Here is a 12,668-nt window from a genome sequence, read left to right as displayed (position 1 = left end):
ATGTCGCCGATCCCCCCGGCGCACATTTGGCGGGGTGTAAGCGCGCCGGACCAAAGTCAAACGCCCCGCGATCCCCTGCCCCGATGCTGCGGTAAGACGTGGCCGGACCGGGCCGAAGGTCGCTAGGTGGCGATCAACTTGCTTCATGCCGTTGCAACCGCGCGCGGGAAGCCCGATGTAGAGGATATGACCAGCCGCGTATCGGGCGCCGTGACGGCCGTTCTCGGGCCGACCAACACCGGCAAGACGCACCTCGCGATCGAGCGGATGTGCGCGTATAGCAGCGGCATCATCGGCTTTCCCCTCCGCCTGCTCGCGCGCGAGGTCTATGACCGGGTCGTCGCGCTGAAAGGGCCGGAAAAGGTCGCGCTGGTGACCGGCGAGGAAAAGATCGTGCCCCCCGACGCGCGCTGGTTCCTGTGCACCGCCGAGTCCATGCCCGACCGCGACGTGGCCTTCGTCGCGCTGGACGAGGCGCAACTGGGGGCCGACCCGGAGCGCGGTCATGTCTTTACCGATCGGTTGCTGCACGCGCGCGGCCGGGACGAGACGATGATCCTGGGCTCCGAAGCCCTGAAACCGATGATCCGCGCGCTGGTGCCCGATGCGGAGATCGTCGCGCGACCGCGTTTCTCGACCCTGTCCTATGCGGGCGCGAAGAAGATCAGCCGGTTGCCCAAACGCTCGGCCATCGTCGCCTTCTCGGCGGAGGAGGTGTACGCGGTGGCCGAGATGCTGCGGCGGCTGCGCGGTGGCGCGGCGGTGGTGATGGGGGCGCTGTCCCCGCGCACCCGCAATGCCCAGGTGGAGATGTTTCAGGCGGGCGAGGTCGATTATCTCGTCGCCACCGATGCGATCGGCATGGGCCTGAACATGGATGTCGCGCATGTCGCCTTTGCCGGGCTGCACAAGTTCGACGGCCGCCGCCGCCGTCGCCTGACCGTCGCCGAGATGGCGCAGATCGCGGGCCGCGCCGGGCGGCACCACCGCGACGGGACGTTCGGTGCACTGGCCGAGGAAGGGCCCGATGCCTTCCTGCCCGAAGAGATGCTGGCGATCGAGGAGCATCGCTTTCCCCGGCTCGACCATCTCTATTGGCGCGAGGGCGATCCCGACCTGTCGAGCATCGATGCGCTGATCGAGAGCCTGGAGCGCAAACCCGAACCCGGCGTGCTCCGCGCCGCGCCGATCGCCACCGATTTGCAGGTGTTGAAGCGCCTCGCCGACGAGCCGTGGGTCCGTGACCGGGTCCGGCGGCCCGCCATGGTTGCGCGGCTCTGGGCGGCGTGCGGCATTCCCGATTTTCGGAAAGTGGGCATCGATCCCCATGCCCGCTTCGTCTCGCGCGTCTTCGGCCATCTGTCCGAAGGGCTGGGCCATGTGCCCCACCAATGGTTCGCCGACGAGATCGCGCGGCTGGACAGCATGGCGGGCGATGTCGAGACGCTGGCGGGCCGCCTCTCCGCGATCCGAAGCTGGGCCTATATCGCGCAGCGCGCCGACTGGCTGGCCGACCCGAAGCATTGGGCCGAGCGGACGCGAGAAATCGAGGAGCGGCTGTCCGACGGCCTGCACGCCAGCCTGACCCAGCGTTTCGTCGACAAGCGCACGACCGCGCTGATCCGCCGCATCGGCGCGGATGCTGGGGCATTGCCCGTCACCATCGGACCGGAAGGCGAGGTGCTGGTCGAGGATCATCCCATCGGGCGGCTGGAGGGATTTCGTTTCACCGTCGAGGCGGGGGCGCGGGCGAACGACAAAAGGCTGCTGCTCGCCGCCGCCGAGAAGCGGTTGGGAACCGAGCGCGGCCGCCGGGCCGAGGCGTTGATCGCCGCAACGCCCGACGCCTTTTCGCTGGTCGAAGACCGACTGGTATGGGACGGGCATGCCGTCGCCCGGCTGGTGGCGGGGCCTTCGCTCGGACGGCCGGTGGTGCGGCTGGAGCGCGATCTCGATTGCCTGCCCCCGTCGATGCGCGAACGGGTGAAGGGCCGGCTGGAGGATTGGGTCGCACGCACGCTCGACCGCCAGGTGCCCGCGCTCGTCCGGCTGTCGGCGCTGACGCGAGAGGCCAAGGCTTCGCCCGCGATCCGCGCGGTGGCCGCCGCGCTGGAGGATGCGGGCGGGATCGTGCCACGCCAGCCGTTGCGGCTGATGATCGATGCGCTGTCGCCGGAGGAACGGCGGCGATTGCGCGGGCTGGGCATTACCATCGGCACGCTGGATGTATTCGACGCGCGGCTGCTCAAGCCCGGTGCCGCCGCGTGGCGGCGCACGCTGATGGCGCTGTGGGGGCAAAGCCCCGAACTCGGACGGATCGGCGCGACCACGCTCCGCCGGGACGAGCCGGGGCGGAGCGTCGCCTCGGGCTTCCGGCCCTTGGGCGAGCAGGCGGTGCGGATCGACCTGGTCGAACGAATCGCGCGCGCCACCCATGATGCGCGCCAAGGGCGTGGGCCCTTCGCCCCCGACGCCGCACTCGCCACCTCGATCGGGCTGGAGGCGGCGACGCTCGACCGGCTGATGGGCGATCTGGGATTCCGCAAGGTTCGCGGCACGACGGAGGGTGAGCCCCCCCGCTGGGTCTGGCGCGGTCGTCCCCCCGCACGCCCCGCCCCGCGTGCCGAAGCGCGCCCCGGCAACGCCTTCGCCGCGCTCGCCGACTGGGGGCGGACGCCGTGACCTCGGTCCTCCCCATCTCCGATGGGGAGGGGGACCACCGGGCGGCAGCCCGGTGGTGGAGGGGCGATACCCTGCGGTTCGTGCCAAGCCGGGAATTTGGGTGTCGGACCCCTGCCCCTCCACCATCCTGCGGATGGTCCCCCTCCCCAAGCAGAGCTTGGGGAGGAATGAGATTACGCACGCCCTCCCTTCCTCGTAGAAAGGATCGCCCCACCCCATGACCACCCGCGCCCCCGCCGCAGCCACCGAGTCGATGCGGCTCGACCGTTTCCTCTGGTGGGCGCGGATCGCCAGGTCGCGGGAGACGGCACAGGCGATGGCGTGCGACGGGCATTTCCGCATGGACGGGCGCAAGATCGACCGGGCGCATGCGCCGGTCCGGGTGGGCAGCATCCTGACCTTCGCGCATCATGGCGATGTGCGGGTATTGCGCGTGGAACAGCTTCCCGTGCGGCGCGGTCCGCCCGCCGAGGGGCGCGCCTGTTACTGCGATCTGGTCACTTCCCCGGTTTCGGGCGTTGACGGATCGTCACACGCGGCATAGCAGCACGCGTTCGTACCTTGGGAGTTGTCATGACCTACGTCGTCACCGATGCCTGCATTCGCTGCAAGTATATGGACTGTGTCGAGGTGTGTCCCGTCGACTGCTTCTACGAAGGCGAGAATATGCTCGTCATCAACCCGTCCGAGTGCATCGACTGCGGCGTGTGCGAGCCGGAATGCCCGGCCGAGGCGATCCTGCCCGATACCGAAAGCGGTCTGGAACAGTGGCTGGAGTTGAACAACACCTTCTCCGCCCAGTGGCCCAACGTCACGCGCAAGCTGGACCAGACCCCGCCCGATGCCGACGCGATGAAGGGCGTGGAGAACAAGTACGACCAGTTCTTCAGCCCGGAGCCCGGCAAGGGCGACTGAGCCCAGGGCGCTGCTGACGCTACGGCACAGGTCGCCTGTGACGCGCGGTGGCGTGTGGTGCGGGACATGCTGGTAATTTTGTTGCGACCATGCTATATGGTTCCGCGACGGGCCTAGCTTTTTCGCGAAGGCCCGCCTTGCTATGTTCGACCCTTCCTTCCCGAGGCCGATGAGAACAGTGGACCCATTTCCGCTCGTCCGGCGCTCGTGCGAAGGCCTTTGACCCGGAAAGGCCCCCAATGGCTGCCAAGGCGCTCCACTTCGACGTCGGTGACTATGTCGTGTATCCCAAGCATGGCGTGGGCCGCGTTATCGAGCTGCAAAAGCAGGAAATCGCAGGGATGCAGCTCGAACTCTACGTGCTGCGCTTCGAAAAGGAGCGCATGACGCTGCGCGTTCCCACCAACAAGGCCGAGTCGGTCGGCATGCGCAAGCTGTCCTCGGACAAGACCATGCGCGAGGCGATGGAAACGCTGAAGGGCAAGCCCAAGGTCAAGCGCACCATGTGGTCGCGCCGTGCGCAGGAATATGAAGCCAAGATCAATTCGGGCGACCTGGTGTCGATCGCCGAAGTGGTCCGCGACCTGTTCCGCGCCGACGACCAGCCCGAGCAGAGCTATTCCGAGCGGCAGATCTTCGAAGCGGCGACCAGCCGCCTCGCCCGCGAACTCGCCGCGATGGAAGAGGTGGACGAGCCTCGCGCCCAGGAAAAGATCCTGGAAATCCTGCGCGCCGCCGCCGCCATCTACAACAAGGAAAAGCCCGCGGCCTGACGGCTGCCGGTTTCGACCGAACCGAAAAGGGGCGGCTCCATCCGGGGCCGCCCCTTTTCATTTGCATCCGTCAGCGCCCCACGTGTATTGTTTGCGCAATACACGATAGGAGGATCGCATGGCCGGACCCGCATTTCGACTGCCCCTGATCGCGCTGCTGGCGCTGGCGATCCCGACGGCGGCGTGCAGCTATGGCTGGTCCGACGATGAGGGGCAGGAGGTGCCCGCGCAAGGATCGGGCACCGCCCGCAGCTATGCCGTGCGCGATTTTACCGGCATCGACCTGCGCGGCAGCGATCCGGTGGAGGTCCGGGTGGGCGGCGGCTTCTCGGTCCGTGCCGAAGGACCGTCCGACGTCCTGGACCAGCTCCGTATCGAGCGCGACGGCGACACGCTGCGCGTCGGGCGGAAAAAGGGCGTGCACTGGGGCGGCGGCAAGGGTGCGCGCATCCTCGTCACGCTGCCGCGCCTGACCGATGTCGGGGTGGCCGGATCGGGCCGGATGACGGTCGACCGGGTCGAGGGGCCCAGCTTCCATGCCGGGATTGCGGGATCGGGCGATCTGGTGATCGGCGCGATGCGGGTCGGCACCGCCGATCTGGCGGTCGCCGGATCGGGGACGATCACGCCCAGCGGCGTGGCCGACATGCTGAAGGTCTCGGTCGCCGGATCGGGCGATGTGCGCGGGGCCGGATTGCAGGCGAGGCAGGCCAATGTCTCGATCGCCGGATCGGGCGACGTCGTCGCGCGGGTGAACGGCGCGGCCAAGGTCAACCTGATGGGCTCGGGCAGCGCCGATCTGGGCCCCCAATCGAGCTGCACCGTCAGGAAGATGGGCTCGGGGAGCGCCCGGTGCGGGCGGCAGTGATCCGGGGAGGGTGCCTGCCCCTCCACCACCGCTGACGCGGTGGTCCCCCTCCCCAAGCCATAGCTTGGGGAGGAATAAGGATACCAATCCTCCCCATCCCCGATGGGGAGGGGGACCGCCGCGAAGCGGTGGTGGAGGGGCGGCAACGGCGGCCGCATGACCAACATCCCACCGCTCGATTCCACGCCCGCTTGTCGCGCTCGAAGGACGGTGCGAGGATCGCCCCCATGCTCCCCCGCGCTTTCCTCGCCGCCGCCTTGCTCCTCCCCAGTGTCGCGCAGGCGGCGGACCGGCAGGTCGATCTGAGCAGCTTCGACACACTGCGGGTGGAGGGGCCGTTCATCGTCGCCCTGACCACCGCGCCCTCACCACGCGGCATGATGTCGGGTGATGCCGAGACGCTTCGCCGGGTGGAAGCGCGGATCAGCGGCACGACCCTGGTGGTGCGGCGGACCAATGACGGCACGGCCATGTCGCGCAGTCCCCTCGGCCCCGTCACCCTGACCATCGCCGCACCGCCGCTGTCGACGATCACCGTCATCGGCGGCGCGCAGGTGACGGCGCAGGCGATGCGCGGCACCGCCCTGTCCCTTAACATCAACGGGCCGGGCGACGTGCGCATCGACCGGGCGGATGGCGAACAGCTGAGCGCGACCCTGCTCGGCCCCGCCAAGCTGGCGATCGGCGACGGGCGGGTGGGCAAGGCGCGGCTCTCCGCGAACGGCCCCGCCGAGATCACGGCCGGGGGGCTGGAGGCGGGCGACCTGCTGGTCATGCTCGACGGTGCCGGAGAGGTCGATGCGCGGGCCCGCTATATCGCAACCATCGCCAATAACGGCCTGGGTCGCGTGACCGTGGCGGGGACGCCCAAATGCCGGGTCACGGGTGCGGGCGCCGGTCCGGTCCGCTGCGGCGGGAGATGACCCGCCGCGCAAGGAAGGCGTCGATCGCGGCCAAGGCATTGCCCCGCATCGGCTCCGCCTCGCGCAATATCTCGTGCGCGCAGCCCCGTCCGAAGGCGACCATCTCCCCCTGGGGCAGTTGCGCCGCCACCCTTCCAGCGGCGCGCGCATCGACCAGCCGGTCGGCCAGCGCCACCAGCATCAGCACCGGCACTTCGATCCGCGCCAGCCCCGGATCGTCGCGAAGCGCCGCGGTCGCGCGAAACGCCTCCGCCACCCAGTGCCAACTCGGCGAGCCCAGGCACAGTTCGGGCCAGCGCCGCCGGAACGCCTGCTGATCGGCGAAGCGCGCGACGTCATGGGTCAGCCTTTTCTGGCGCGCGGTGGAGGCCGCCTCGGTCTCCAACCTTCGCCAGGCGGGACGGCGCGGGTCGCCGCGCCCGACCTGCCACCGGGCGAACATCGCGCCCGCCCATTGCCCCACGGGCGAGCGGAGCGCGAGCATCGGCGCGACCAGCACCACCGCATCGGGCGCGATCCGCTGCGCCGCCAGTGCCGACAGGGTGACGAACCCGCCCATCGAATGGCCGAGCACGACATGCGGCCCCTCCGCTTCCTCCACCCAATCGGCATGGAAAGCGGCCAGATCGTCGGTCAGCCGGTCGAAGCGATCGATATGGCCGGTGTCGTCGCTCGCCAGCCGCCCCGATCCCCCCTGCCCGCGCCAGTCGAAGGCGGTGACGTCCCAGCCCTGGGCCCGGAAATGGTCGATCGCATCGCCATATTTCTCGACCATATCGGCGCGCCCCGTCTGGAACAGCAGCCGCCCGCGCCGCGCCGTCCCCTCTTCGCGCGGGCGATCATAGCGGCGATGCACCCAGCCATCGGGCGCGATCCAAGGCGACAGCCAGGGCGAAAGCGGCCCATCGACCGGCCAAGAGGGTGATGTCGCCATGACGGCCTCCGTCCTTCCAAAGCGCAACGGCAAGACTTCGCCAGGAAAATTGCCGCAGATCAAGCGCCTGTGCGAACAAATACGGTGCCGCTGCGTTCACCCTTCAGCAATATTTTGTTACAACCATAGGGGATAGCCCGTGTTGGGTCGCGCCTTTGCAAAGATACTGGGCTGGGCGCTGGCCCTGCTAGGCGGGTTTTTCGCCGTGGCGGGGGGCTATCTCGCGCTACTGGGCGGTTCGCCTTATTATGGGCTGACCGGCCTGGCGATGATCCTGTCGGGCGCGCTGATCGGGCGGGGCGATCCGCGCGGGCGGTGGCTCTATGTCGCGATCTGGGTCGTCACCCTGGTCTGGGCGGTGTGGGAGGTCGGGCTGGACTGGCTCCAGCTCGTGCCGCGCGTGGTCGCGCCGACCGTCCTGCTGGTGCTGGTCGCCCTCCCCTGGATCGGACGCGCGATGCGTTCGCCCGGAGCGCGGACGCGGGCGATGCCCGCCGCTTTGGGGATCGTCGCGCTGCTGTTCGCCGTGCCCGTCCTGAAGACCCGCCCGGTCGAGGCGCAGGACCCCGCGCCCCCCGGACTGCCGATCGCCGCGCAGGCGCCGGTGGGCGACTGGACCGATTATGGCGGCACCCTGTCAGGTCAGCGCTATTCGGCGCTGTCGCAGATCACGCCAGAGAATGTCGGCAAGCTGGAACTCGCCTGGACGCAGCGGACCGGCGACCTGCCCGACCGGGCGGAATCGGTCGAGCATCGCCGCGAATATCATTCGGAGGCGACGCCGATCCAGATCGGCGACACGCTGTATACCTGCACGCCGCATTCGATCGTGCAGGCGATCGACGCGACGACCGGGCGGACCAAGTGGAGCTGGAAGGATCAGGTCAGCCGCCAGGGCAATTCCTATCTCGTCTGTCGCGGCGTCGCCTTTTATCAGGCGCCGGCGGGCACCCCCTGCCCCCGTCGCATCTTCGCGCCGACCTTCGACGCGCGGATGATGGCGCTGGATGCCGATACGGGGAAGCCCTGCCCCGGTTTCGGGACCAATGGCGGGATCGACCTGCGCGAGAATATGGGCGTGTCGGGCCCCGCCGACCAGATCAGCACCTCGCCCCCCGTGGTCGCGAACGGCCGGTTGATCGTGGGGGAGCGGATCGTCGACAACGTCAACCGCAACATCCCCAGCGGGGTGGTCCGCGCCTATGATCCGATCAGCGGCGCAGGAGTCTGGGCCTGGGACGTGGGCCGCTCGCCCGATGCGATCCCGCCGCTGCCCGCAGGGGAAACCTATACGCGCGGCACCCCCAATGTCTGGGGCGCGATGACCGCCGATCCGGCCAACGGGCTGGTCTATCTGGGCACCGGCAATGCCTCGCCCGATTACTGGATCGGCTGGCGGCGGCCGTTCGACGACCGGTTCGGCTCGGCGATCGTCGCGCTGGAGATCGCGACGGGCAAGCTGCGCTGGGTTCGCCAACTCGTCCACCGTGACATGTGGGACATGGACATTCCCATCGGCCCGTCGCTGTTCGACTATCGCGCGCCGAACGGACAGACCATCCCGGCGCTGATCCAGACGACCAAGATGGGCCAGGTCTATTTCCTCAACCGTCTGACCGGTGCGCCGATCACCCCGATCGTCGAGCGGCCCGCGCGACAGGACGGCGCGACGCCCGGGGTCAAGGTTTCCCCGACCCAGCCCTGGTCCGTTGGCCTGCCCTCCTTCACCCCGCCCGTGCCGACCGAGAAGTCGACCTGGGGCGCGACGCCGATCGACCAGCTCTTCTGCCGGATCGATATCCGCCGTGCGCAGGGGACCGGCATCTACCAGCCGACGGGGCTGAAGCCGATCATCGGCCATCCGGCGTTCGACGGCGTCACCGACTGGGGCGGCGCGGCGCTCGACCCGGTACGGCAGGTCTTCACCGTCAACACGATGGAGATGCCGTTCAAGATCTGGCTGATGCGCCGCGACGATCCGCGCGTGAAGAGCTATATGGAAAAGAAGAAGGGCGGCGAGAATGCGCGCGAGCCCAATCTCCAGACCCAGTATAACACCCCTTATGTCGCGGTGGTCGCGGCCTGGATCGGCGTGTTCGGCGCGCCGTGCAACGCGCCGCCCTGGGGGCATCTGACCGCCGTCGATCTCAACACCCGGCAGGTGGTGTGGAAGAAGGTGCTGGGCACCGCGCGCGACACCGGGCTGTTCGGCAGCCATCTGGGCGTGCCGATCAAGACCGGCGTGCCCAATCTGGGCGGATCGATCATCACCGCCTCGGGCCTGGTGTTCATCGGTGCGACGACCGACCAGTATCTGCGGGCCTATGACCTGAAGACCGGTCGGGTGCTGTGGCGCGCGCGGTTGCCGGCGGGGGCGCAGGCGACGCCGATGACCTATCGCGGGCGGGACGGGCGGCAATATGTCGTCATCACCGCCGGGGGGCATGGCGCACTGGGGACGCGCTATGGGGATTATACCATGGCGTTCGCCTTGCCGAAGGGGGTGTGAGGAGAGGTTCTGCCCTTGGCCTTCGACTATGCTCAGGCTGAACGGAGGTTGGGGGGCGGGACGCTCACCCCAAGCACGCCCCTCCCGCCTGCAGGAGGGGCTTGAAGGCTCAGAAGATCGACCATTCCAGGATCGCGGGCTCCTTCGCCGTGACGGTCATCCGCAGCCACCGCGCCTTGCCCGAATGACGCAGGGTGATCGGCGAGCCGCTCACCCCCGTCTCTGCCGCCACCTGACGCCAGGTCTTGCCGTCCTCCGACGCTTCGACCCGCACATCCTGCGGCTGGATCGCGAAAGCCGGGCGGATTTGACTCTCCCGCACCATCCGCACCGCCCCGAGATCGGCGGTCAGCATCGGCGGCTGCCCGGCCTCCGGTCGCCAGGCGGTGGCGTAATTGTCATCCGCCGCGAGAATATCCGCCCCCTTCCCCGTCCAGCGCAACCCCCGTGTCCGGTGCGGCGCAAAGGCCGGGATCACGGGATCATGGCTGGGCACCACCTTCTCCAGCGTCCCGTCCGCCTTCACGGTCAGCGGATCGATCGCCACCTGCCGAAGCACCCGGTCGCCCCCTGGCACGAAGGGCAGCGCCTGTCGGTGGTAGAGGATATAGGACCGCCCCTTGTCGGCGAAGATCGCATGGTGACCGGGGCTGATGATCTGCTTCTTCGCATCGGTTACCAGCACCGGACTGTTCGCCGCCTCGGTGAACGGCCCCATCGGCGACGACCCGACCGCGTAGCGCACCTTGTAGGTGTCCTTGGTCGTGTTGCCGTCGCTATAGGTCAGCAGGTAACGCCCCTTCTCCTTCACCATGAAGGGGCCTTCGAAATAATGGGCCGGGGTCACGTCCTTCGGCTCGCCGTCGAAATGGACCATGTCGGGCTTGAGCTTCACCACGAAGCAATGGCCGTTGACCCAGTTCAGCCCCGATCCCCAATAGAGATAGGCCTGGCCGTCGGTGTCGACGAACGCTTCGGCGTCGATCATGTGATATTGGGGCGCGAAGTCGCGCGCGATCAGCGGCTTGCCGCCATTGGCATCGGCCCAGGGCCCTGCCGGAGAGGGCGCGGAGCCGACCCATATCTCGCTGCCGACCGAGACATACATATACCAGCGGCCATTGGGTGCCTTGACCACCGAGGGGGCCCAGACCTTGGCATCGCCCGAGGTCGGGCTGGTCGCCGCCTGCTTCGTCGGCCAGTTCGGCTGCGAGAATGTCCAGTCGCGACCATTGTCGGAGGTCCACAGCCCCAGGCGATCGTCGCCCCAGGGATCGACCGTGGCGAAGATATACCAACGCCCCCCGTCGCGCACGATGGAGGGATCGGCGAAATAGCCCGGAAGCAGGGGGTTGCCCGCCCCCGGACTGTTCCATGCCATGGCGCGCCGGGGTGCAGCGGACCCCGCTGACCCGACGAGCAGGACGGCGGCGAGCAGCGCTCCGGCGCGGAACCGCATCAGCGCAGGTCCAGCATCACGACCGACTTGGCCGGGATCTGTACGCTCAGCGTGCCACCCGACAGCGTCGCGCCGTTGAACGGCTGCGGCGCGACTTGGGACGGCGCGTCGAACGTGTTGTGCGCGTCCATCGTCGCGCCGGTCAGGATACGACCCGACACCTGCGCGGCGTTGAGGCCGTCCAGCTTGACGGTCACGGTCGCGGGCTGGTTGGGATCGACATTGGTCAGGCCGACATGGACGACGCCCGCCTTGTCGCGCACCGCCGAGGCGCTGACCGCCTTCATCACCCACTGGTCCTTGTTGTACCAGCGCGACTGGACATCGACCGGCAGGACGGTGGCGTCCTGATAGTCCTTGTACATGTCGAACACCCAATAGGTCGGCGTCTTCACCATGCGCGCGCCGTCGGTCAGGATCATCGCCTGGAGCACGTTGATCATCTGCGCGATGTTGGCACCGCGCACGCGGTCGGCGTGGCGTGCGAAGATGTCGAGGTTCAGGCTGGTGACCATCGCGTCGCGAAGCGAGTTCTGCTGGTACAGGAAGCCCGGATTGGTGCCGGGTTCGACATCATACCAGGTGCCCCATTCGTCGACGAGCAACGCGACCCGCTTGTTGGGGTCGTACTTGTCCATGATCGCCGAGTGCTTGGTGAGCAGCTCTTCCATCTTCAGCGTCTTGGAGAGCGTCCGCGCCCAGGCTTCCTCATCGAAGCCGGTGGCGGGGCCCTTCTTTTCCCACGGTCCGGGGACGGTGTAGTAATGGACGCCGATGCCGTCGAACGCGCTCGACGCATCGCGCATCATGACCTCGGTCCAGTTATAATCGTCGCCATTCGCACCGCTGGCGATGCGCATCAGCTTCTCGCCGGCGGGGACTTTGAGGAAGGTCGAATAGCGGCGCGTCACGTCCGCCGCATATTCGGGGCGCATATTGCCGCCACAACCCCACAACTCGTTGCCGATGCCGAACATGGCCAGCTTCCACGGTTTGTCGCGACCGTTCTTGCGGCGCTCCTCGGCATAGGTCGATTTGGACGGGAAGGTCATATATTCGACCCACTCGGCCATTTCCGACGGCGCAGACGAGCCGACATTGCCCGAGACATAGGCTTCCGCACCCACCATCTCGCTGTAATTCATGAATTCGTTGGTGCCGAAACTGTTGTCCTCGGTCACGCCGCCCCAGTTGGTGTTGACCTTGGTCAGCCGCTTGGCCTGCGGACCCACGCCCTCGCGCCAGTGATATTCGTCGGCGAAGCAGCCGCCCGGCCAGCGGATCACCGGCACGCGAATCGCCTTCAGCGCGTCGATCACGTCGCGGCGATAGCCGTTGATGTTGGGGATCTTGCTGCCCTTGCCCACCCAGATGCCCGGATAGATGCCGGTGCCCAGATGCTCGGCGAACTGACCGAAGATACGGCGGTTATAGACGGGTCCGGGGCGGTCCCCATGCACCGCCACCGTATCGCCGCCGGTCGCGGGTGCCTCTTGCGCCGTCGCGGTGCCCGCGAACAGCGTGGCCACCGCCGCCGCGAACAGGAATTTCGTTGCCCTTTTCATGGTCTCTCCTCTGCCTGAAGCGGCATGATGGCTTATTGTC

At 68.1% G+C, this 12,668-nt stretch carries 10 protein-coding genes; 7 read left to right on the top strand and 3 right to left on the bottom strand.

Translation table 11 applies throughout. The features are described from left to right. Positions 1 to 186 precede the first annotated feature (186 nt). From SM191_RS13710 to SM191_RS13685, 6 genes are all read left to right on the top strand, one after another. Positions 187 to 2,682 (top strand): helicase-related protein, encoded by a 2,496-nt coding sequence (locus tag SM191_RS13710; RefSeq protein WP_341506704.1) that lies wholly within the window; start codon positions 187 to 189, stop codon positions 2,680 to 2,682. A gap of 217 nt (positions 2,683 to 2,899) precedes the next feature. Next, entirely contained in the window at positions 2,900 to 3,226 is a 327-nt protein-coding gene (locus SM191_RS13705) for a S4 domain-containing protein (RefSeq protein ID WP_341506679.1), read from the top strand. A gap of 29 nt (positions 3,227 to 3,255) precedes the next feature. Beyond that, positions 3,256 to 3,597, top strand: coding sequence for a ferredoxin FdxA (gene fdxA / locus SM191_RS13700; protein WP_042486955.1), 342 nt, complete (start codon positions 3,256 to 3,258; stop codon positions 3,595 to 3,597). Positions 3,598 to 3,836: 239 nt separating this feature from the next. After that, complete coding sequence (locus SM191_RS13695; protein ID WP_042486954.1) at positions 3,837 to 4,370, top strand: CarD family transcriptional regulator; 534 nt, start codon at positions 3,837 to 3,839, stop codon at positions 4,368 to 4,370. Between the two features lie 118 nt (positions 4,371 to 4,488). Further along, positions 4,489 to 5,238, top strand: a complete 750-nt coding sequence (locus tag SM191_RS13690) for a head GIN domain-containing protein (protein ID WP_306997157.1) — start codon at positions 4,489 to 4,491, stop codon at positions 5,236 to 5,238. A gap of 227 nt (positions 5,239 to 5,465) precedes the next feature. Beyond that, positions 5,466 to 6,161 carry a GIN domain-containing protein gene (locus tag SM191_RS13685; protein WP_341506678.1) on the top strand — a complete coding sequence of 232 codons (696 nt, stop codon included), beginning with the start codon at positions 5,466 to 5,468 and terminating at the stop codon, positions 6,159 to 6,161. Here the strand turns inward: SM191_RS13685 and SM191_RS13680 are convergent. Next, complete coding sequence (locus SM191_RS13680; protein ID WP_341506677.1) at positions 6,118 to 7,095, bottom strand: alpha/beta hydrolase; 978 nt, start codon at positions 7,093 to 7,095, stop codon at positions 6,118 to 6,120. The genes SM191_RS13685 and SM191_RS13680 overlap by 44 nt on opposite strands. 139 nt (positions 7,096 to 7,234) lie before the next feature. Between SM191_RS13680 and SM191_RS13675 the strand changes: the two genes are divergently transcribed. After that, entirely contained in the window at positions 7,235 to 9,604 is a 2,370-nt protein-coding gene (locus SM191_RS13675; protein ID WP_341506675.1) for a membrane-bound PQQ-dependent dehydrogenase, glucose/quinate/shikimate family, read from the top strand. Positions 9,605 to 9,713: 109 nt separating this feature from the next. Here the strand turns inward: SM191_RS13675 and SM191_RS13670 are convergent, their stop codons facing one another. Next, positions 9,714 to 11,063: a family 43 glycosylhydrolase gene (locus tag SM191_RS13670; protein WP_341506674.1), complete on the bottom strand. Its 1,350-nt coding sequence runs from the start codon at positions 11,061 to 11,063 to the stop codon at positions 9,714 to 9,716. Beyond that, positions 11,063 to 12,628 (bottom strand): alpha-N-arabinofuranosidase, encoded by a 1,566-nt coding sequence (locus SM191_RS13665; protein WP_341506673.1) that lies wholly within the window; start codon positions 12,626 to 12,628, stop codon positions 11,063 to 11,065. Before SM191_RS13665 ends, SM191_RS13670 begins: the two co-directional genes overlap by 1 nt. Positions 12,629 to 12,668: the final 40 nt, after the last annotated feature.

This window comes from Sphingomonas sp. 2378, from assembly GCF_038084995.1.
Lineage (GTDB): Bacteria > Pseudomonadota > Alphaproteobacteria > Sphingomonadales > Sphingomonadaceae > Sphingomonas.
Note: the sequence above shows the minus strand (reverse complement) of the source record. Positions and strands in the feature narration are given on the sequence as shown.